The 21939-nt window shown below is 59.0% G+C and carries 20 protein-coding genes; 11 read left to right on the top strand and 9 right to left on the bottom strand.

Features of this window, described 5'->3' with window-relative positions; genetic code table 11:
• Positions 1–99 precede the first annotated feature (99 nt).
• The gene (coaD, locus tag ACTZWX_RS09670) at positions 100–582 is read left to right on the top strand and encodes a pantetheine-phosphate adenylyltransferase (RefSeq protein WP_152439260.1); all 483 of its coding nucleotides are present in this window, start codon (positions 100–102) and stop codon (positions 580–582) included.
• 61 nt (positions 583–643) lie between these two features.
• Here coaD and ACTZWX_RS09675 read toward each other — a convergent pair whose 3' ends face one another.
• From ACTZWX_RS09675 to ACTZWX_RS09690, 4 genes are all read right to left on the bottom strand, one after another.
• Positions 644–1936, bottom strand: a complete 1293-nt coding sequence (locus tag ACTZWX_RS09675) for a DUF945 family protein (protein ID WP_444713746.1) — start codon at positions 1934–1936, stop codon at positions 644–646.
• A 50-nt stretch (positions 1937–1986) separates the two neighbouring features.
• Positions 1987–4128, bottom strand: a complete 2142-nt coding sequence (gene ppk1 / locus ACTZWX_RS09680) for a polyphosphate kinase 1 (RefSeq protein ID WP_444713747.1) — start codon at positions 4126–4128, stop codon at positions 1987–1989.
• A 43-nt stretch (positions 4129–4171) separates the two neighbouring features.
• Positions 4172–5203, bottom strand: coding sequence for a porphobilinogen synthase (gene hemB, locus ACTZWX_RS09685; RefSeq protein WP_444713748.1), 1032 nt, complete (start codon positions 5201–5203; stop codon positions 4172–4174).
• A 168-nt stretch (positions 5204–5371) separates the two neighbouring features.
• On the bottom strand, positions 5372–5593 hold the full coding sequence (locus tag ACTZWX_RS09690) for a hypothetical protein (protein WP_061330833.1): 222 nt from the start codon (positions 5591–5593) through the stop codon (positions 5372–5374).
• A gap of 272 nt (positions 5594–5865) precedes the next feature.
• Between ACTZWX_RS09690 and ACTZWX_RS09695 the strand changes: the two genes are divergently transcribed.
• The 4 genes from ACTZWX_RS09695 (at position 5866) to panP (ending at position 10616) form a co-directional block, all read left to right on the top strand.
• Positions 5866–6495: a TetR/AcrR family transcriptional regulator gene (locus ACTZWX_RS09695; protein ID WP_444713749.1), complete on the top strand. Its 630-nt coding sequence runs from the start codon at positions 5866–5868 to the stop codon at positions 6493–6495.
• Between the two features lie 2 nt (positions 6496–6497).
• Positions 6498–8189, top strand: coding sequence for an isovaleryl-CoA dehydrogenase (locus tag ACTZWX_RS09700; RefSeq protein ID WP_444713750.1), 1692 nt, complete (start codon positions 6498–6500; stop codon positions 8187–8189).
• Between the two features lie 206 nt (positions 8190–8395).
• Entirely contained in the window at positions 8396–8743 is a 348-nt protein-coding gene (locus tag ACTZWX_RS09705; protein WP_444713751.1) for a DUF503 domain-containing protein, read from the top strand.
• A gap of 196 nt (positions 8744–8939) precedes the next feature.
• Entirely contained in the window at positions 8940–10616 is a 1677-nt protein-coding gene (gene panP / locus ACTZWX_RS09710) for a pyridoxal-dependent aspartate 1-decarboxylase PanP (protein WP_444713752.1), read from the top strand.
• Positions 10617–10876: 260 nt separating this feature from the next.
• Here the strand turns inward: panP and ACTZWX_RS09715 are convergent, their stop codons facing one another.
• Both ACTZWX_RS09715 and ACTZWX_RS09720 read right to left on the bottom strand, forming a co-directional pair.
• Positions 10877–11143 carry a hypothetical protein gene (locus ACTZWX_RS09715; protein ID WP_058091522.1) on the bottom strand — a complete coding sequence of 89 codons (267 nt, stop codon included), beginning with the start codon at positions 11141–11143 and terminating at the stop codon, positions 10877–10879.
• 107 nt (positions 11144–11250) lie between these two features.
• Positions 11251–12816 carry an inorganic phosphate transporter gene (locus ACTZWX_RS09720; RefSeq protein ID WP_444713753.1) on the bottom strand — a complete coding sequence of 522 codons (1566 nt, stop codon included), beginning with the start codon at positions 12814–12816 and terminating at the stop codon, positions 11251–11253.
• 198 nt (positions 12817–13014) lie between these two features.
• On the opposite strand from ACTZWX_RS09720, the gene ACTZWX_RS09725 reads away from it, so the two are divergent.
• From ACTZWX_RS09725 to ACTZWX_RS09735, 3 genes are all read left to right on the top strand, one after another.
• Complete coding sequence (locus ACTZWX_RS09725) at positions 13015–14118, top strand: GGDEF domain-containing protein (RefSeq protein ID WP_444713754.1); 1104 nt, start codon at positions 13015–13017, stop codon at positions 14116–14118.
• 76 nt (positions 14119–14194) lie between these two features.
• Positions 14195–14641 carry a flavodoxin gene (locus tag ACTZWX_RS09730; RefSeq protein ID WP_444713755.1) on the top strand — a complete coding sequence of 149 codons (447 nt, stop codon included), beginning with the start codon at positions 14195–14197 and terminating at the stop codon, positions 14639–14641.
• Positions 14642–14749: 108 nt separating this feature from the next.
• Complete coding sequence (locus tag ACTZWX_RS09735; RefSeq protein WP_444713756.1) at positions 14750–17296, top strand: EAL domain-containing protein; 2547 nt, start codon at positions 14750–14752, stop codon at positions 17294–17296.
• On the opposite strand, the gene tesB is transcribed toward ACTZWX_RS09735, so the two are convergent.
• The 3 genes from tesB to ACTZWX_RS09750 all read right to left on the bottom strand — a co-directional run bounded on the left by tesB (position 17263) and on the right by ACTZWX_RS09750 (position 19586).
• Positions 17263–18123 (bottom strand): acyl-CoA thioesterase II, encoded by an 861-nt coding sequence (gene tesB, locus ACTZWX_RS09740; protein WP_444713757.1) that lies wholly within the window; start codon positions 18121–18123, stop codon positions 17263–17265. The genes ACTZWX_RS09735 and tesB overlap by 34 nt on opposite strands.
• A gap of 121 nt (positions 18124–18244) precedes the next feature.
• Positions 18245–19402 (bottom strand): NAD(P)/FAD-dependent oxidoreductase, encoded by a 1158-nt coding sequence (locus ACTZWX_RS09745; RefSeq protein WP_444713758.1) that lies wholly within the window; start codon positions 19400–19402, stop codon positions 18245–18247.
• 16 nt (positions 19403–19418) lie between these two features.
• Positions 19419–19586: a rubredoxin gene (locus ACTZWX_RS09750; protein WP_008173532.1), complete on the bottom strand. Its 168-nt coding sequence runs from the start codon at positions 19584–19586 to the stop codon at positions 19419–19421.
• 267 nt (positions 19587–19853) lie between these two features.
• Here ACTZWX_RS09750 and ACTZWX_RS09755 point away from each other — a divergent pair, with 267 nt between their 5' ends.
• From ACTZWX_RS09755 to ubiA, 3 genes are all read left to right on the top strand, one after another.
• Positions 19854–20411, top strand: a complete 558-nt coding sequence (locus ACTZWX_RS09755) for a hypoxanthine-guanine phosphoribosyltransferase (RefSeq protein ID WP_444713759.1) — start codon at positions 19854–19856, stop codon at positions 20409–20411.
• Positions 20392–20946 (top strand): chorismate--pyruvate lyase family protein, encoded by a 555-nt coding sequence (locus ACTZWX_RS09760; protein ID WP_444713760.1) that lies wholly within the window; start codon positions 20392–20394, stop codon positions 20944–20946. The genes ACTZWX_RS09755 and ACTZWX_RS09760 overlap by 20 nt, the downstream gene beginning before the upstream one ends.
• Positions 20947–21024: 78 nt before the next feature.
• Entirely contained in the window at positions 21025–21909 is an 885-nt protein-coding gene (ubiA, locus tag ACTZWX_RS09765) for a 4-hydroxybenzoate octaprenyltransferase (protein ID WP_444713761.1), read from the top strand.
• Positions 21910–21939: the final 30 nt, after the last annotated feature.

A 21939-nucleotide genomic window follows, 5' to 3' on the forward strand; every position in this document is an offset into this window, starting at 1 on the left:
TGCATGGCACACAACTAAGACAGCGTTGAACAGGGCTCTGGACTACAGCCCACCAAAGGTTCCTGCTATCCTACGGCCCATCAACAAAAGGAGCTGTGCATGCCAAAAGTCATCTACCCAGGCACCTTCGACCCCATCACCAACGGCCACACCGACCTCATAGAACGCGCCGGCCGCATGTTCGACGAAATCGTCGTCGCCGTCGCCTACAACCCGAAGAAACAGCCCCTGCTCAACCTCGAAGAACGCTGCGAACTGGTCCGCAAAGCCACCGCCCACCTCCCCAACGTCAGCGTCACCGGCTTCAGCAACCTACTGGCCGATTTCGTGCGGGAGCAGAACGCCACCGTCATCCTGCGCGGCCTGCGAGCAGTTTCAGACTTCGAGTATGAATTCCAGCTCGCCGACATGAACCGCCGCCTGGCCCCGGAAGTGGAAAGCGTATTCCTGACACCCGCCAACCACCTGTCGTACATCTCGTCGACCCTGATCCGGGAAATCGCCTCGCTGGGTGGCGACATCTCCGAATTCGTCGACCCCGCAGTGGCAAATGCCCTGAAAGAGAAGTTCAGCAAGTCCTGAGCAGAAATCGATAAAAAGCCCAGCCGGCGGCAGCCATCGGCTGGGCTTTTTCAAGAAGGAATTAAAGCAGTGGCGGCATCGGAATCTCGATGCCATTGATATCCAGAACCAGATCCTGCAGGCGGCCAGTCATGACCAGTTGGTCGCCGGCATCCACCAGCCACCCCTGTTTGATCAAGGGTGCCACCTGCATGCGCACGGCCGGATAGTTCTCAGCCAGGGCCAACGGCATACGGAAGTCCAGCGCCCCGGTTAAACCCTGCATCACCATCAGCATGTTGGCCCGCTCACTCTCAGACAACTCCGGGTGGGACAGGTCCAGGCTTCCCTGTACGGCTCCTTCGGGCGTATCCAGGCTCAACTCCCGGATGCCTGCGGAAAATCCGGCGGCCGCTAGCCCGCGAACCGAATCGTTAAACCGCTGCATCAGGGCCATCTGCTGCTCGAACGCCGCCTGCGGGGATTGACTGGCCTGCGCCGCCATCAGCTGCATGTCTGTCATCACCGAACTGAACTCATTCCAGCTGGCAACATCAAGACCATCTACAGCGAACTCAATCCGGTGCGGGCCGAAGGTACCGTCATCAAAGACAACGGAGTCCAGCGCCAGGGCAATCGAGGAATCCAGTCGCTCGCCTTTTCGGTCTGCCTCGCTATGACTGCTCAGCGCGATACCGTTAAACGCCATGGGCGGCACCTGAGGACCCTGCATGGTCAAGGCATCAATCGTGACCGCACCGGCGCCGGTCCAGATATCACCGGATAACCAGGCAAGGCTCTGCTCCATGTGCACGTTTTCAATGGTGACGTTCATCTCCGGCCCGGACAGCACTACCGCCGGCCAGACCATCAGCATGTCGGCTTTTTCACCCAAACGGCCAATGTCAATCCGTGCCAGACCACCGCTGCTGCGCAAAACACTACCACCGTGTGGCTCGCTTATCTCGATAGCAGGGGCCTGCAATTCCAGCGTGGCGGAACCCCAAACCCGGGTTTCCAGTGTCAGTTTTGGTTCGTCGTTGGGGAACCAGCCTGCCCCCTCCGGCTGCCAGCCTTCCGTAGGTCTGAAATTCAAGTGGCTGCCAGTAATGCCGTGAGAAACCTGAACCTCAAAATCTATGCGGTTACTCTCGCCCGTGGCGGGGTCCAGAAAGGTGGCTGTGCCAGAGACTTCGGAGCTCATCACACCGCGCCGGTAACGATCGGTTTCCATGCGCAGGAACGGCTGGGCATTGTTGACTTCCTGGGTCGCAGTCAGCCAATGTTGCTCAGTCAGATAGCCCACGCCCCAGGGGGCTACGCCAGCCACTACCAGTATCGCCGTGCCGGCGATGGTCCAACGTTTAAGATTCAAGGTTCCAATCCTGTTGTGTTTTTATTTCCTGCGGGCCGGGGGCCAGCGTATCAATTCGGTTTAGAGGTTAACCGGTCCAGCAACACCAGCTGCGAAGCCAAGCGTTCCTCTCCTTCTTCTGGCTGATTCTGTAGATAACTGCCATCAGACTGCAATACCCAGGACTGGCAGTTATCAGAAAGATAGGTATCCAGATCCTCGGTCACCCGCTCGATCAGCGCCGGCTCTTCGATCGGGAAGGCGGTCTCAACCCGGCTCAGCAGGTTCCGCTCCATACCATCGGCGCTGGAACAGTAAACGTCGGGTTTGCCGTTGTTGCCGAAGTAATATACCCGGGTATGCTCAAGAAAGCGCCCGATGATGGACCGCACCCGGATATTCTCTGACAGGCCCGGCACCTGGGGACGCAAGCAGCAGATACCGCGAATGATCAGATCAATACTGGCACCGGCCTGGGACGCCCGGTACAGGGCTTTGATCACCTGCGGCTCGGTCAGGGCATTGAACTTGAAGATAATGCGTCCGTTCTCCCCAAGCCCGGCTTCCCGCTCTATCAGACTGATCAGGCGATTGTGCAGTGTGAAGGGGGCGTGAAACAACTTCTTGATCTTCAACGCCTTGCCCATGCCGGTCAGCTGCTGGAACAGCTTGTTGACATCGTCACCGATGGATTCGTCGCAGGTCAGGAAGCTGTAATCGGTGTACAGCCGGGCGTTACCGGCATGGTAGTTGCCGGTACCCAGGTGCACATAACGGCGCAGCCGGCCTTCTTCCCGGCGCACAATCAGGATCATCTTGGCGTGGGTTTTGTAGCCCACCACGCCGTAGACCACAATCACCCCCGCCTCCTGCAGACGGCTTGCCAGCTCCAGGTTTTCTGCCTCGCTGAACCGGGCCCGCAGCTCGATAACGGCGGTCACTTCCTTACCCCGCCGGGCCGCATCCGCCAATGCCTCGACAATTTCAGAGTCGGCTCCGGTGCGGTACAGGGTCTGGCGAATCGCCAGCACATGGGGATCTTTCGCCGCCTGTCGCAGCAGGTCGACCACCGGACTGAAATTTTCATAGGGATGCAACAACAGCAAGGGCCGCTTGCGGATGGCATCAAACATGGATTCCTTGCTGCGAATCTGGCGCGGAATCGAGGATGAAAAACTGGAATAGGTCAGGTCGGGGCGATCCACCAGGCTGCCAACGGCCATCAACCGGGTCAGGTTGACCGGTCCATGCACCTGATACAGATCCCGCTCGGTCAGACCGAACTCCCGCAAGAGAAACTGCACCAATTCCTCCGGGCAGTTGTCGGCCACCTCCAAACGCACGCCGTCACCAAACCGGCGACTCAACAATTCGCCGCGCAGGGCTGACGCCAGGTCTTCCAGGTCGTCTTCCAGTTCAAGGTCAGCGTTACGGGTCAACCGGAACTGGTAACAGCCTTTCACTTCCATGCCCGGGAACAACTCGTCCGCATGGGCGTGAATCATGGATGACAGAAACACCAGGTTGTCGCCGCCGTCACAGACGTCATCCGGAAGCCGAACCAGGCGAGGCAAGGAGCGGGGTGCGGGCACAATGGCCATGCCGGTTTCCCGACCGAAGGCGTCTTTGCCATCGAGTTCAACGATGAAGTTGAGGCTCTTGTTCACCAGGCGTGGGAACGGGTGCGACGGGTCCAGCCCGATGGGGCTGACCACCGGTAATATCTCTTCCTCGAAGTAGTTCCGCACCCACTCTGCCTGGGCCGGCGTCCACTCACGGCGCCGGACAAAGTGAATGTTCTCTTTCTCCAGCTCGGGGATCAGCACGTTATTGATGATGTCGTACTGCTCGTGGATGTAGTCGTGGGCCACCCGGCTGATCTCCGCCAGCACCTGGTCTGGCTGCATGCCGTCCACGCCCACGGTCTCCCGACCGTACTTCATTTGCTGGCGCAGGCCCGCCACCCGAATTTCAAAGAACTCGTCCATGTTGCTGCTGAAAATGCAGCAGAAGATCAACCGGTTGATCAGCGGATGAGTGGTATCCAGCGCCTGCTTCAACACCCGGTAGTTGAACTGAAGCTGGCTCAGCTCGCGATTGAAATAGTTTTCACTGGCGTCCAGATTGATGTCTTCCCCCACCGGCGGTACATCTACCGGCGCTGGCACACTCTGATCACTGATCTCTGCGGTTTGCGCATTCTCGGTTGTCATTACTCTTCATATCCATGGTTATTTCGGGCGCCTTCAAGCCCTTCTATACCCGCGAACGATCCCTCATCAGTCTCGCTGCGCGCACTGCAAAATAGGTCAGGATGCCGTCAGCACCGGCACGGCGCATGGCCATCAGGCTCTCCATCATCACCGCATCGCCATCCAGCCAACCGTTCTGCGCAGCGGCCATATGCATGGCGTACTCACCACTCACCTGGTAGACAAACGTTGGCACCTGCAGTTCGGTTTTCACCCGGTGCACAATATCCAGGTAGGGCATGCCCGGTTTGATCATTACCATATCGGCACCCTCGGCTAGATCCATCGCCACTTCATGAATGGCTTCGTCACTGTTGGCCGGATCCATCTGATACGTCGCCTTGTCGGCCTTGCCCAGGTTGGCGGCAGAACCGACCGCATCCCGGAACGGGCCGTAATAGCTGGAGGCATACTTGGCAGAGTAGGCCAGAATCCGGGTATTCACATAACCGGCGCCTTCCAGGGCATCGCGGATAGCCGCCACGCGACCGTCCATCATATCTGAAGGGGCAACCACGTCAGCCCCGGCATCGGCATGGGACAACGCCTGGTTCACCAGAGCTTCAACGGTGACATCGTTCAACACATAACCGTTGTGATCAATAATGCCATCCTGACCATGGGTGGTGAACGGGTCCAGGGCAACGTCGGTGATCACGCCCAGTTCCGGCTGAGCTTTCTTCAGGGCACGAACCGCCCGCTGAGCCAGGCCGTCCGAATCCCAGGCACCCGAGCCAGACAGATTCTTCCTCTCAGCAGGGACGACCGGAAACAGCGCCACCGCCGGAATGCCCAGCTCCACCAGTTCCGCAGCCTGCTCCACCAGAAGATCGACGCTCAGGCGCTCCACCCCCGGCATGGACGGCACCGCCTCACGCTGGTTCTCGCCTTCAAGCACAAACACCGGGTAGATCAGGTTATCAGGCGACAGCTGGCTTTCCCGAACCAGTCGGCGGGAAAAATCACTGGCGCGATTACGGCGCAAACGGGTCGACGGATAGGCTCGGCTTGAAATCGGCGGGCGCTGTTTGGACACGGATAACCTCCTGAATATGGATGGCCTTGGAAAGTGATGACATCATACACCCCAGAGGCCACGCATTGCAGGTTTGAGCCCAGTGTGCCGTTGACCGATGACAATCCAGTGACAAAAAACGGACGGCCCTGCCACAAGATGGCAGTCGCCGCCCGCCAGTGAAGGGAATCAGATGGATCGGTTGTTAAACCCTACTTCCACCTTGCGTGGGGAGTCCGCACGGAACGTGGTGTCCACTTCCTGTATCCGACCGCCACTTTGCAGGAATGCTTCGATATCAGCCTGCAACTGGGCCCTGACCCGTGCCCTGCCGGCAATGGAATGGTTATCATCACTGTCGCTGGTCCAGTTACCGGACTGCTCCAGATTGCTTTCGTCGAATTCACTCATGGTATTTTCTCCATCAACGAAAACAGAACTACAAGCACTGTTGGCTCTGCGCCTGACAGCACCCCGTCTCGACCGCCGGCCGCCTGCGGCCCCGTCTTGGCGTCTTTATAATCCGGTTTTGGTGACGACGCTATTTCCTGACAACCACTTTTTTGTAACTTTTTGTATCCAATTTCAAGCCCATGATTTTAAAGATGTCTTGCATGACAAAACAAACAACCGCAAATTGACACAAAGAATGAACAGTGATTCACTACTTGTAAGGAGCCGGTATGGCCTATCGTGAAACCGAAAAGATGCGCGAACGGAAAGCCCGGGCACGCCAGAACATCATCGAGCGCACCTGGGAATGTGTCGCTGAAGGTGGCTTCCGAAGCGCCCGCATCACCCGGATTGCTGGCCTGGCCGGCGTTGCCACCGGCACCATCTATCGGCATTTCGAGTCCCGCGAGGACCTTTTTGCCGAAATCTTCCGGTTGGCCACCCAGCGGGAAGTCGACAAGGTGGCCGAAGCGCTCAACGTATCCGGGAACGCCGTTGAACGCCTCGACAACGCCTTGAGGACATTTGCCCAGAGGGCCCTCAAAGGCCCCATGAAAGCCTGGGCCCTGATCGCCGAACCGGTGGATCCGAAGGTAGAAGAAGAGCGACTGGTTTACCGAAAGGCTTACGCCAGCCTGTTTGAACAAGCGATCCGGGATGGCATAGCCGAAGGCTGCATACCGGACCAAAACGCACGGCTCGCCAGTACCTGCCTGGTGGGCGCGATATCAGAATCCCTGGTGGGGCCTCTGTCACCAACCCAGACAGACGTACCGCCGGGGCAAGACAACAACGAAGATGAGCTGGTCAACACCATCGTCTGCTTCTGCATACGGGGGTTGACCGGCACCAGGAGCTAACCATGAACAGCCCGCAGCGCAAGACCGAGTCCACCGCCGACAACCGCTACCTGTCGGCCACCCACGAGGTGATCAACCAGCCACGGCCGCTGGAGAACTACAACCTCTACGAACAGGACACCGCTCTGCGGGAGGCGGTACTGCGCGAGGGCGCCGGCTTCGCCAACGACGACCTGAGTCAGTTCGGCGCCTGGGCCGGCCAGGCAGATACCATTGACCTTGGTAACCAGGCCAACGCCAACAAGCCCTCCTTCCGCACCCACGACCGCTACGGCCACCGGGTAGATGAGGTGACCTTCCACCCGGCCTACCACGAACTCATGCGCGTGGCCCTGGAGAATGGCCTGCACAGCTCGCCCTGGACTAACCCCGGCAAAGGCGCCCACGTCGCCCGCGCCGCCAAATACTACCTGCACTCCCAGGTAGAAGCGGCGCACTGTTGCCCGATCACCATGACCTTCGCGGCCATCCCGTCGATCCAGAACCAGCCAGACCTGGCCAAACTCTGGGCTCCGAAAATCCTGGCCAACGAATACGACAGCCGCAACGTACCAGACACCGACAAAACCTCCGTCACCATCGGCATGGCCATGACCGAGAAACAGGGCGGCAGTGACGTACGCGCCAACACCACCGTGGCCTACCCGACAGGCCAGGAAGGCCCGGGCCAGCCCTATGAACTGGTTGGTCACAAATGGTTCGTATCCGCCCCCATGTGCGACGCCTTCCTGGTGCTGGCCCAGACCACCAGCGGCCTGTCCTGCTTCCTGATGCCCCGGTGGCGCCCGGACGGCACCAAGAACCCCTGGCAGGTACAGCAACTCAAGAACAAAATGGGCAACGTCGCCAACGCCTCCAGCGAAGTGGAAATCCGCGGCGCCCTGGCGTGGATGGTCGGTGACGAAGGCCGCGGCGTCAGAACCATCATCGAAATGGTCGCCATGACCCGCTTCGACTGCATGATCGGCAGCGCCGCCGGCATGCGTCAGGCCGTCGCCCAGGCCAGCCACCACTGCCACAACCGCAGCGCCTTTGGCGCAACCCTCAGCGACCAGCCGCTGATGCAGAACGTCCTGGCTGACCTGATCATCGAAAACGAAGCCGCCCTCGCCTACACCATGCGCGTAGCCCGGGCGATGGACAACCAGGACAACGAACACGAACGCCTGCTGGCCCGCCTGGCCACCCCCGTAGGCAAATACTGGATCTGCAAACGCACCCCCAACCACGCCTACGAAGCCATGGAATGCATCGGCGGCAGCGGCGTAATGGAAGACTGCATCATGCCCCGACTGTTCCGGGAATCCCCGGTCAACGCCATCTGGGAAGGCAGCGGCAACGTCCAGTGCCTGGACACCCTCCGCGCCCTGCAGAAAGAACCCGAAACCCTAGACGCCTTCTTCAAAGAAGCCACCGAGGCTCGTGGCACCGACCGCCGCTTCGACCAGTTCCTGGCGCAGCTCCAGCACGACTTCGCCGACATCAGCCACTTCCAGTACCGTGCCCGCAACCTCGTCGACCGCATGGCCCTGACCATGCAAGGCTCCCTGCTGCTGCGCTTCGGCGATAAAGACGTCGCAGACGCCTTCTGCGCGTCAAGACTACAATCCAGCGGCGGCATGAACTACGGCAACCTGCCCTCCGGCACCAACCCGGCGGCGATTATCAAAAGGGCGACGCCTGTAGTAGGCTAGAGGAAGAATTCGTCAGCTCGTCATTTCACCCCACAGAGGCGGACGAGCAAAGACTCCCCGAAGAAAGTCCGGGAAGCGGTGAGGGTGGGCTGTTCAAAACCTTGCGGAGCCATGGATGGCGGAGCAGAGCGTACAAGGACGTATCCACAGCGTGTTTTGAACAGCCCACCCTCACCGGTTCCTGCACCAAACGAGCCAGACCAAAAATGTCAGAAGCCCTGAGAAAACTGCTCAAAGAAGGCAAAAACCCACAACAGCATCAGGACATCACCCCCCACGTAGGCGTCCTCACCCTGCATTTCCAGCTCTACGCCTGCGAAGACCTCAAAGCCAAACGCAAAGCCTTCACCGCCATGAAAGCCATCTGGGGCAGAGAACCCGACCTGGCCGTTGCCGAAACCGCCGACCAGGAAGCACTGGACTGCGCCACCTGGACCATCGCCGCCCTCGGCGCCAGCGCCCAGCAAATCACCCAGCGCCTCGACCAGATCGAAAAGGACATCCAGGAGCGCATCGACGCTGCCATTCTGGATGTTCACCGGGAAATACTCTGATAGCCCCGGCGCCATAACACCAGCGCCCACAGGGCATAGCGTCATTCCTGTTCAGGCCTTATACTACCGCCCCTCAGGGAATACATGACCTGCAAGCACGCAGGCTATACTACGAGTGTCGGGCAACGCCCGGCTTCGTCCGCCGGGTTTCCGGAACCGACCTTGCGGATAACCACTGAAAGAAGTGTGTGGCTCTATGACCGGAAAGAAAAAATCCGCCCAGGCCTCCGTTGAGGCCATGTATCGCGTATTCACGGTGCCCGAGGCGCCGGAATCCACCCTGAGCCGCATCGACCAGAACATCTCCCGGAACCTGGCCGGCTTCCTGCAGGAACACATCGTCGCCGTTGAACGCGACCTGAGCGATGTCGAAAAGAACTTCGCCGACTCCGTGATTCCGGAAAAGCCGGTATTCGTCTCCGAACAGGCCCAGTTCCTGCTCGACAAACTGGTCGCTAACTCGGTGCACACCGCCTCACCGGCATTCATCGGCCATATGACTTCGGCACTGCCCTACTTCATGCTGCCGCTGTCAAAAATCATGATTGCCCTGAACCAGAACCTGGTTAAAACCGAAACCTCCAAGGCCTTCACCCCGCTGGAGCGCCAGGTACTGGGCATGATCCACCGGCTGGTGTACCAGCAGGACGGTTCCTTCTACCGAAAATGGATGCACGACCCCCGGCACGCCCTGGGCGCCATGTGCTCCGGCGGCACCGTCGCCAACCTCACCGCCCTGTGGGTCGCCCGCAACCGCGCCTTCCCGGCCGAAGGCAGCTTCCGCGGCCTGCACGAAGAAGGCTTGTTCCGGGCGCTGAGGTATTACGGATGCGAAGGCGCCGCCATCGTCGTCTCCAAGCGCGGCCACTATTCCCTGCGCAAAGCCGCCGACGTACTCGGCCTGGGCCGCGACGCCCTGGTGCCGGTGGAAACCGACGAATTCAACCGTATCCAGCCCGATGCCCTGCGGGACAAATGCCTGGAACTGCAAAAGCAGAAAATCAAGGTCATGGCTATCTGCGGCGTGGCCGGCACCACCGAAACCGGCAACGTCGACCCTCTGGACGCCATGGCCGACATCGCTAGGGAATTTGGCGCCCACTTTCACGTCGACGCCGCCTGGGGCGGGCCAACCCTGTTCTCCCGCACCCACAAACACCTGCTGCGCGGCATCGAAAAAGCCGACTCGGTCACCTTCGACGCCCACAAACAGCTCTACGTGCCCATGGGCGCCGGCCTGGTAGTCTTCAAAGACCCCGGCCTCGCCAGCGCGGTAGAACACCACGCCCAGTACATCATCCGGAAAGGCTCAAGAGACCTCGGCAGTACCACCCTGGAAGGCTCCCGCCCGGGCATGGCCATGCTGATCCACTCCGGCCTGAAAATTCTCGCCAGAGAAGGCTACGAAATCCTCATCGACCAGGGCATCGACAAAGCCAAAACCTTTGCCAACATGATCGATGAACAACCGGATTTCGAGTTGGTCACCCGCCCGGAACTGAACATCCTGACCTACCGCTATTGCCCGGAAGATGTGCAGCAGGCACTCGCCGTGGCCGACGAACTCCAGGCAGAGAAAATGAACACCTGCCTGAACCGCATCACCAAGTTCATCCAGAAAACCCAGCGGGAGCGGGGCAAGGCATTCGTCTCCCGTACCCGACTGGAGCCGGCCCGCTACTACCACTTCCCGTGCATCGTCTTCCGGGTGGTCCTGGCCAACCCGTTAACAACACCGGAAATTCTGGAAGATATTCTCAAGGAACAGCGGGAACTGTCGAACGAGGATGGCATTGCCGATGAGATTGCCATCCTGCACCAGATGGCAGCGGCCGTTCTAAAGCAGGATCAAAAACAGGCCAGGCAGGCCTGAGAGGAGTCAAATGTAGCTCGGCCCAATTGAGACCGTGTTACGGAATCCTTTCCACATCTTGGCGCAGCAGGTCAAAACCACGCAAAGTTTCGGGGCGGGGCTTGTGGGCGCCCTTTCCAAAACCTTGCGAAGCCATGGATGGCGGAACAGAGCGTACAGGGACGTATTAACAGCGTGTTTTGGAAAGGGCGCCCACAAGCCCCAACCTACTCCGAAAACGAACTTACTCCGAAGCCCGAAGCCCGAAGCCAAAACCAGAATCAGTAAAGCGCCTCTTCGTCATCCAGCACCTCGTGCAGGATCTCCAGAAACATCTTGTCTGCCTCGCTCCAGTTTTCCGGAATACGGATGGTGGTGTTGGCGCTGATCTCGCGGGCGATCAACTCATCGGAGTTGGGCTGCCCCTTGTATTTGCGGGCAATATCCATGGATTTGACCGCAATCGTCGGCTCGCTCATCACCTTCTTGATGAACACCCGCAACTCTTCAATCATCTTGGCCTGACGGCTCTCGGAAGATGAACTCATTCCTGACTCCCCGATTATGGATAGCGTTAAAGCAAACCGGCCCGCTCAGGGCCTGATGCCCATAGTATGGCCAATCCGCGGGGCGGTAACCAGCCCCGCATAAACCATCAGATCATCAGACCACGCAGGGCGAAGAACAGGAACGCCGCCATCAGGGCAGACGCCGGCACAGTGATGATCCACGCCGCAGCAATCCGGAACAGGTGCGAGCGCTTGACCATTTCTTCCTTGTAGATATTCTTCAGGCGCTTGCGTTCAGACTTGGACAGCGGCACCTGATCCTTCTTTTTCTTGGCCTGCTTCAGCAGATTCTCCATTTCCTCAACAGACGCATTCCGGAAATCATCCAGGAACGGCTTCAGTCGCTCCTGCTCAGCGGGATCATGATGCTCCATGATCTTGTGCAATTGGGTGGCATAGTTGGATTTCAGGTATTCCCTCAGGAAACCAACCCCGAATACGCCACCAATGGCAATATGGGTGGAGCTGACCGGCAGCCCCAACTGGGAAGCAAGGATAACGGTGAGTGCTGCGGACAATGCAATACAGAACGCACGGGTTTTGTCCAGCTCGGTGATTTCGCTGCCAACCGTCTTGATCAGGCGCGGGCCAAACAGCATCAGGCCCACCGCAAGACCCAGAGCACCGACCATCATCACCCAAAGCGGGATGCTGGCCGAGGTGACCACACCGCCACCGGCCTGGATGGCATCATTAATGGCCGCCAGCGGACCAATAGCGTTGGCCACGTCGTTGGCGCCATGGGCAAAGCTCAGGAGTGCTGCCGCGAAAATCAGCGGCCAGGTGAACAGCATATTCACACCATCGGTGCTGTTCTCCATGGTCGCCGCCTTACGGCCAACCAGGGTTCTCATGGCGAAAAACACCACTGCCGCCAATGCCAGACCAATCAAGGCGGATTGGGTGAAGTCCAGCTTCACCAGCTTGCTCACACCTTTGATCATCAGATAAGTGCCAAAAGCCCAGGCCATGATGGCCACCAGCCAGGGCACGAAGGTGCGGGCCGCTGACACCAGGTTCTTCTGGTACAGCACGGTCTTTTTGATCACAAACAGGAACAAGGCCGCCAGGGCGCCACCCAGTACCGGGGAAATCACCCAACTGGCAGCGATCTTGCCCATCACCGACCAGTCGGCGATGGCCCAGCCGCCAGCGGCAATACCGGCCCCCAGAACGCCACCAACAATCGAATGGGTAGTTGACACGGGCGCGCCCATCCAGGTGGCCAGGTTCAACCACAGGGCGCCTGCGAGCAGGGCTGCCGTCATCAGCCAGACAAAGGCGCGCGGGTCATCGAGACTGGTGGGATCAATAATGCCACCCTTGATGGTTGAGACCACATCGCCACCGGCAATGATCGCGCCACCGGCCTCAAACACCGCCGCCAGCAAAACCGCAGCGCCAAGCGACAGGGCACCAGAGCCAACGGCCGGGCCGACGTTGTTGGCAACATCATTGGCGCCAATGTTGATGGCCATGTAACCGCCAATAACAGCCGCCGCCATCAACAGCATATTATTGGGCAGGCCCTGGCTAAAGGAGCCAACCACAAGCCAGACGATAAGCAGGAACAGAACGCTCAGCCCGACCCGATACCGTTCCGTGGCGGGGCTGGTGAGCAGGGTATCCAGAAAGTTGCTGGAGCGGGCCATAAGCAATGTCATCTCTTGTGAGCTGAATGGACATCGGGCAGTCATGCCACGGGGGGCAAACTATAAAATTTTTGCCATAAAATTGAAACAAAACTGACACGCAAGGCAGGCGTCACATTCCCGTAAAGAGGGACTGCAAATGCTACATAATTTGGCGCATACTTCCGGAAAGAGCGTCAAAAAACGATAAAAGCGCCCATGACCTACGACACCCTAGCCGACCACGCCAGCTCCCGAGAACAGGAAGAGCGGCAAATCTCCCGATTGCTCAATGGCCTGTCCGTGATGGCCGTCGTGTTTCTGGCGGGCATTGGCACCAAGGCCTGGTATGCGGAGCACCCGGTTCATGCCTGGGTGCTCTGGCTGTTTATTGTTCCTGTTGCGTTCAACATGATCTGGTACGCCTGGACGCGGGATCGGGTTATGCAGAAGGCCGGCCTGCTGACCACCGTCGGTCTGTTGTTTGCCTACCTGCTGGCATCCGGCGGCGAGGGCAACACCGGCCCGCTGTGGTTCTATGTATTCCCGCCCTTGCTGTTCTACCTGACCAGTCTGAAAGGCGGCACCGCCATTCTGCTGTTCTGTTATCTGCTGGCGATCATTGTTTTCCAGTTCCCCGGGCTGCCACTGGTGACTGCGGAATATTCCACCGACTTCAAGATTCGTTTTTTCGCCACCCTGACCTTTGAATCCATTTTCTGCTTTGTACTGGAAGCGGGGCGCCTGCGCGCCAGGAACAGGCTTCTGGCCCTGGCAAAAGCCCATGAACGTGCGGCCCGAACTGACGAACTGACCGGGCTGGCCAACCGTCGGGAAATGCAGAACCGGCTGAATACCGAGTTCTCCCGCTTTAAACGCGCGGGCCACCATTTCTCGGTGGTGCTCATTGATCTGGACCTGTTCAAGCGCATCAACGACGGCTACGGCCACGACGCCGGTGACGCGGTGCTCCGGCAGTTTGCCGACCTTACCCATACCGTGGTGCGACAATCCGACCTGGCCGCCCGCTGGGGTGGGGAAGAATTTCTCCTGCTACTTCCAGACACCAGCCTGCTGCAAGCTCTGTCTCTGGCAGAGCGGCTGCGAGCCGAGGTGGCCAGTACGGAATTCCAGCATCAGGGAAAGATACTTCCGGTCACCATCAGCGCTGGAGTCTGTTCCATTTCCAAGGCGGGCTCAGTGAATGAATTACTCAAACAGGCTGACATCCAGTTGTATAACGCCAAAGACGCGGGCCGAAACCGCATTGCACCCCGGGTACGAAGCCAGGACACCCCGGAAGCAACCGAAACCCGGGCTTGAGCCCACAGGACACCATCGCTATGATCAGCCCCGGTTGGCCAAAGGGCCAAAGTCCTGACAAAGCAAAGGTGGTGACATGGCAGCAATTCGAGTTCTGGTTGGCAGTGTTTATGGTGGCGCCCTGCTGACAGCCCGCAAGATTCGCGAGGAACTGGAAGCCGACGGTCACCAGGTGGCGGTCCTGGAAAATCCGACCCTGGATGACATAACCTCCAATGATGATGCCCTGTTAGTCTGCACCTCCACGACGGGCCAAGGCGAAGTTCCGGCCAACCTTCTAACGCTCTATGTTGACCTTCGGGACCAACTCCCCCAGCAACCAGGCCGGCCGTTCGGGGTCATCGTGCTGGGCGATAGCTCCTATGGAGATACCTTTTGCGGCGCCGGCGACCTTATGGAAGAAGCTCTTTACGAGACCGGTGCCCGCAAAGTGGGTGAAACATTGAGGGTTGATGCCCTGGAAACCATGGAGCCCGAATCCGAGGCCCTTCCCTGGGTCAGGGACTGGATTAACGGGATTTGACCAACCGTTACACAAGTTACCAAATTCACGTGCCGTGATGCTTGAGCCGCCTCCGGCGACAGGCCATACTCGTCAGCATAACGACAATAACGGTAACCTGTGACTCTGATGAATTCGGCTAAGCTTCTAGCCCTGCTGTTTCTGTTGATGACGCTGCCGCTGAACGCTCAGCCGGCCGATCTCTCGTATATTCCAGACATGGACTATCTGCGATTGACGCCAGATACCCAACTGTCGCCCCAGCAGGCACTGGCCTCGGAGCATTGGCGGGCGCTGCCAGAGCAGACTCCAAATTTCGGTTACATAAGGGACCACATCTGGCTTCGCTTTCCAGTCAACAACCCGGAACTCATCACCCTGCTGGAAATCAGCTATCCCCAGCTTGATCACATCGACTTCTACCTGATCCGCAATGGCGATATCGTCCGCCATGACAGCACCGGCGACCAGAAACCCTTCCGGGAACGGCCGGTTCAGCACCCTCACTTTCTTTTTCCGTTTCAGCTGCAGCCCGACGCCAATTACCAGATCCTGCTGAGAGTCGAGACCCAAGGCGCCATGCAGATTCCCCTGAAGCTATGGAACAACCGCGCCTACTTTGAAAAGGCCTCGGTTGAAAGCCAGCTGCACGCCGGTTACTACGGCATTCTGATCACCGTTATCTGCTTCAACCTGTTTGTGTTTCTGGCACTGCGGGAACCGGTCTATCTACTCTATGTGTTGTCCACCTTCGGATACCTGATCCTGGTTGGAAGCCTGAACGGCGTTACCTATCAACTGCTCTGGCCAGAAGTCCCCGCCATACAGAACCGGGCCATGCTGTTAACCGTGCCCTTTGCCATGGTTTTCACGCTGCTGTTTTCACGGTCATTCCTTAGGCTGAAGCGATCCAGCCCAGTGCTGGACCGGCTGATTCTGTTTACCATTGCGCTCAATGTGCTGGTGGCGGCACTCACCTTTTTCACCGACTACAGCACCGGCAGCCGACTGACCGTTGCCCTTGCCATCCCCAGTTGTTTGCTGTTGACTGTGGTGGGGCCGCTCCAATGGGTCCGCGGTAATCCCCAGGCGGTCTACTACACCCTGGCCTGGGGCGCGCTTACGCTGGGCAGTGCCATTACCGCAGCCAACAAGTATGGCCTGATCCCCACCAATTTCATCACCGCCTATGGCATGCAAATCGGCTCTGCCCTGGAAGCCATTCTGCTGAGCCTGGCACTGGCTGTGCGCATCTACCGGGAACGCCAGGACAAGGTGCTGGCCCGGGAGGCCGAATTACGGGCACTGGAAGCCCGCCGATCCGCCGAGCTGCGGCTGATGGATCAGGCCCTGCATCACCCGCTGACTGGCCTGCCCAATCGCAGCAGCTTTGAGATGAAGCTCAGTGAGCTCACCCAGTCGAATGATCGCAAACGCTATGGCGTGGTGATTATTCACCTCAACAATCTGAACTCGGTAACCAAGACACTCGGCCACCGCAACAGCGATCGCATTCTGGAGTTGGCCTCCAAGCACTACAATGCGGTGATTCGGGATGTGCCGGGTGCCATTGCTATTGAACAGAGCGATATCCGCAATTTTTACGTGGCCAGCCTGGACCCGCAAACCTTTGCCTTCCTGGTCAATGCCAGCGAAGCCGAAGCTGCCACCCGGGCGGTACTGCGGAGCATTGAGGAGGTTCGTTACCCGGTCGATTTCCTGGGCATGCAAGTGCCACTGGCTCCCCAGCTGGGGGTGGCAATCTTTCCGGAACACGGTGCAGATGCCAACACCCTGATTCGGCGTGCGGTGATTGCTGAGGGCTCTGAGCGTGCCCGTGACCGCGGCATTGCCTATTACAAGCCATCCCGGGATTCCTACAGTGCGGAACGACTCACTCTGGTATCGGAACTGCGACACGCCATCGACAACAACACGCTGGCGCTGTACCTGCAACCCAAGCTGTCGCTCAAGTCTGGCCAGATAAGCGGATTGGAAGCCCTGATTCGCTGGCCGGACCGGGAACAGCCAGTGGCACCCGACCAGCTCATTGCCCTGGCGGAGCAAAGTGGTCTGATCAAGCCCCTGACCCGCTGGGTGCTTCAGGAAGCGTTACAGATACGCAGCCGGTTGCTGGAGCTGGGCTTCAACACGGGAATAGCCGTCAACATCTCACCCAACAACCTCCGGGAACCGGATTTCGCCGTGTTTGTTCAGCGCCTGATGCAGAGCTTTCACTCCCATCTGGGCGCCATCACCTTTGAGGTAACGGAAACCTCCATGATGCAGGACCCCGTGAACTCTCTGAAGGCATTGAATGCCCTCAACGCGGCGGGCATCCCGCTGTCCATTGACGACTTCGGCTCCGGGTATTCCTCGCTGTCTTACATCAAACAGCTGCCGGCCAGTGAGATCAAAATCGACCGATCGCTGATTACCGAACTGTCGCACCGGGAAGAGGACCGGGTGATTGTGCGGACCACCATCGATATGTGCCACAGTCTGGGCTATATGGTGGTTGCCGAGGGGGTTGAGGACGAGGAAACACTGCGCCTGCTGGAAGACATGGGCTGCGATCTGATCCAAGGGTACATCCTGACCAGACCGCTGCCCTTTGACGAGATGATTGACTGGATGTCTGGTCAGCCCAGGCGCTCGCGAATCAACGCTTCCTGAGTTGTTGAAGCCACCAGCACGCCGTCCCGGGTAAAGAAATTGCCCCGGTTAAATCCCCGGGCACCGGACGCACTGGGGCTGTCCTTGTCATACAGCAGCCAGTCGTCCATGCGGAAATCCCGGTGGAACCAGATAGCGTGGTCCAGACTGGCCACCTGCATCCCCTTGCTCATGAACGTCCGGCCGTGTGGATTCAGCGACGTGCCCAGAAAGGTAAAATCCGAGGCGTAGGTCAGCAGGCACCGGTGCAGAACCGGATCGTCCGGCAGGGGGCCGGCCGCCCGAAACCAGTTCTGCCGATGGGGCGGACGTTTCTCCGGTTTGAACGGATTCATCGGATTGACCGGGCGGATTTCTATAGGACGATCCTTGGTCATCACGTCCCGCAGTTTTTCCGGCAGTTTTTCGGCAATCAGCTTGCCCCAATCCTGCTCGGAACGCAGTGATTCAGGCTCTGGTGCCTCAGGCATCGCTAACTGGTGGTCAAGCCCCGGCTCAGTCACCTGAAACGACATGGAGCCGGTCAGGATTTCCTTGCCATCCTGGCGGGCGATGACGCGACGTACCGAGAAGGTGCCGCCATCACGAACCCGCTGCACCTCATAATCAATCGGCATACTGTGGTTGCCCGGTCGCAGAAAATAGGCGTGCAGCGAATGACATAGCCGGTCCTCAACCGTGCGACTGGCTGCCATCAGAGCCTGCCCCAGCACCTGGCCACCAAACACATGGGGAAACCCCAGGTCCTCGCTCTCACCCTGAAAATGATCATCACCGATGGGGGACAAGTCTAACAACTCCACCAGCTTACGGGTTACCTCTAGCATGCCTGCTCCTGTGTTTTGTTAGCTCACGAACGGGTTTTCTACCCCAGACAGCAAATTTTCGCAACGACAACAACAAGGCAAGGAAGAATATCGGGGCCGGATGGCCCCGATGGCAAGCTGATCAATCCTGGTGGAGAGGCGGCACTTCCCGCGCCAGCGCCTGCTTTTCAACGGCAAAGCGTCCGGTCACTGCAAAGCCCAGTGTTTCGCCATCAGGCGACTTGAACAGTGCTTTCACATCTGAGGCTTCCTGCTTTACCTGCCAGCTACCCTCGGCACCGGCCGGCGGCGGGCACACGGCTGTCGGGCAGCAGGGTGTCTTGACCATGATCGGCATGGTGCCATAACGGACCTCCGTGCGTTCACCCGAGAGGGTTTTCGCCAGAGCACGGGCACAGGCCATCAACGGCAGTACATACAGCAGCACCTGACCGTCCACTTCGGCGCAGTCGCCCAGGGCATAGACATCCTCTGCCGAGGTTTCCAGCGCACGGTTTACCTGTATGCCCCGCCCGGTGTCCAGCCCCGCGGCTTTCGCCAGCTCGGTTCGCGGCCGCAAACCAACCGCTGAAATCACCAGGTCAGCCTGCAGTGTTTCACCGTTACCTAGTGTCAGCCGGACACCGTCTCCGTCCTCATCAACCTGCTCGACAACGGTTCCCAGGTGGAAACGAACCCCAAGCTCCGTCAGCTCATGGCGAACAGCCTCAGCGGCGGGCTCCGGCAACAGGCTGGGCATCACCGTGGCGTCCGGTGCAATCACGTCGACCTCATAACCACCATTGCGAAGATCGTTGGCAAACTCACAACCAATAAGCCCGGCCCCCATGATCGCCACCCGCTTACCGCCTTCCAGCGCTTTGCGGAATGCCCGGTAGTCCAGCAGGTCGTTAATGGAGTACACACGGTCCAGGCCGTTACCAGCCAGACCAAGGCGGATCACGTCAGCCCCCCAGGCCAGCACCAGCTTGCTGTAACCTAGCCGTTCATCACCCAGGATCAACTCGTGCTTGCCGGTGTCTATGCCGGTCACCGTGGTGTAGGTGCGTACTTCCACCCCGAGCTGCTCAGCCATGGCTTCGGTATCGGCCTGGGCCAGCCCCTGGGCGTCTTTATCTTTGGTAAACCCGGTAGACAGCATCGGCTTGGAATAGCTGACGCCATCATCGGCGGTGACCATAACGATCGGGGTGTCTTTGTCCAGCTTGCGGAATTCGCGTACCAGCGAGTAGCCCGACAACCCGGTGCCTACAATCACAATCGGTGCCTGGTTGGTCATTCATCTGCTCCGTTTATCAGCCGATTTCGATCATCTCGAAGTCTTCTTTGCCAACGCCGCAATCCGGGCAAACCCAATCCTCGGGCACGTCTTCCCATTTTGTACCCGGCTCGATTCCATCTTCCGGCCAACCTTCGGCCTCATCGTAGATCAGGCCACAAACCACACACTGCCACTTCTTCATGCTATATCTCCCATCGATGTTGGCGGAATATTATTGTCTGACAATGCAACAATCAAGCATCACTTAAAATATTTGTCCGGGCAGGCCAGACAACCGTAGGGGCCATAATACTCGTCCCATTGCCGATGACCAATGCCAGCACGGACGCTCATCCCGGTATATTTGTGCCAATAGCTGTAACTATAGATAGCTTCCTGGTGCCACCCCCCTCCCTTCAATGGGCCCACTTCGGTATAATCGCCGGTTTTACGACAGGATCCGACCGTTATGACCGATACCGTCGCCGACATGAACCAGGTCATGGCCAAAGCCGACTGCCTGGTGAATGAGCAGCAGGTGAGCGCCGCCATCGACACGATGGCCACTGCCATTACCGAGCGCCTTAAAGACAGCAACCCACTGCTGTTCTGTGTGATGAACGGCGGTCTTATACTGACCGGACAACTGCTGCCCAGGCTTCTGTTCCCGGTTCAGGCGGAGTACCTGCACGCAACCCGCTACCGCCAGGAAACCACCGGCGGCATCCTGGAATGGAAGCTCCAGCCTCAGGCCGACATGAAAGGCCGCACGGTATTAATTGTCGACGACATCCTCGACGAGGGTACGACCCTCTGCGCCATTGCGGATTACTGCCTCGCTCATGGTGCCCGAGAAGTCCTGACCGCAGTTCTGGTCGACAAGGAGCATGATCGCAAGGCCCGCCCTGGCCTGAAAGCAGACTTCACCGGCCTGTATGTGGAAGACCGATTCCTGTTCGGTTATGGCATGGACTACAAGGGATACTGGCGCAACGCGCCCGGAATCTATGCCGTCAAAGGACTCTGACCACCGCAACGGGCCGATCATCCCCCCCACGCGCTGGTACCGTTCTCTTGCTGCCGCCGGGCTTCACAATCCGGCGGTGCACGGCCCGGCCCGGCACTGGCTCCAGGTGGAGGGCTCGTTTACCCGGGCGATCCAACAACAGTGCCGTTACCGCTTTCACGTGGAAGTCTGCAATGAGGGCTTCGCCGTGCCAACACTTGAGGAAGCCCGGCGCCTCGGCCTCGCGCCCCGGCAGCGGGCCTGGATCAGGGAAGTTCGCCTGTGCGGCGATAGCCAACCCTGGGTTCTTGCCCGCACCGTCATTCCCCTTGCCTGCCTCGAAGGCAAGGGCCGACGCCTTCGCAACCTCGGCAACAAGCCTCTTGGTGCCTATCTTTTCAGCCGTCCTGAATGGCTGCGCGGCCCACTGGAAACCGGGCTGTGCCAGAACACCGATGACCAGCAACCACAATTGGCCCGGCGCTCCCTGTTTCACCGGGGCAAAGAGGCCCTGATGGTGGGCGAGTACCTGCTGCCAACACTCTACCAGCAGTAAACGCGGGTTTAACCGGCGCCGCCAGGCTGGCTATAATCAGCCACTGCCAACGCACCCGACCGATGGAAGACCCTTGCCATGCTGCAGAACGCCCTGCCAGAACACGTCCAGAGCCGTCTGGCCGACTACGCGAAGCTGCTGCGCATCGACCGACCTATTGGCAGCCTGCTGTTACTCTGGCCTACCTGGTGGGCACTCTGGCTTGCCGCGGGCGGAATGCCGTCCCTGGCCAACATTGTGATCTTCACACTGGGTGTGTTCTTCATGCGCGCGGCAGGCTGTGCCATTAACGACTTCGCTGACCGAGACTGGGACCGTCATGTCAAACGCACCAAAGACCGCCCCCTGACTACCGGTCGCATCCGGGCCTGGGAAGCCGTCGCCCTGTTTGCCGGCCTGTGCCTGATGTCGTTCCTGATGGTCGTGCTGTTTACCAACTCGCTGACCCTGTACCTGTCATTCGGTGGCGCCCTGCTGGCGTTCATCTACCCGTTCATGAAACGCTATACCCACCTGCCACAGCTGTTTCTGGGTGCCGCCTTCTCCTGGGCCATACCCATGGCCTGGGCCGCCGAAGCCAACGAGCTGAGCCAGCTGACCTGGCTGCTGTTCACCGCCAACGTGCTCTGGACCGTTGCCTACGACACCCTCTACGCCATGGTTGACCGGGATGATGACGTCAAGATAGGCATCAAATCGACCGCCATCCTTTTTGGCGAGGCCGACCGGGCCATTATCGGCGCCTTGCAGGCGATGGTGGTTGTCATCCTGATCATGGTCGGCCGCCAGGCCGAGCTCGGCAGCTTCTACTATCTGGGCGTGACCGCCATGGCCAGTCTGTTTGTCTACCACCAGTACCTGGCCCGTGAACGCTCCCGGGAGGGCTGTTTCAAAGCCTTCCTCAACAACAACTGGGCCGGCTTTGCGGTGTTCGCCGGCGTGGCGCTCGATCTGATGCTGTAACGCCCCATCCATGTCATATACTTGTAACAA

Origin of the sequence: Marinobacter sp. NSM (assembly GCF_052380025.1) — a bacterium.
Taxonomy (GTDB): domain Bacteria; phylum Pseudomonadota; class Gammaproteobacteria; order Pseudomonadales; family Oleiphilaceae; genus Marinobacter.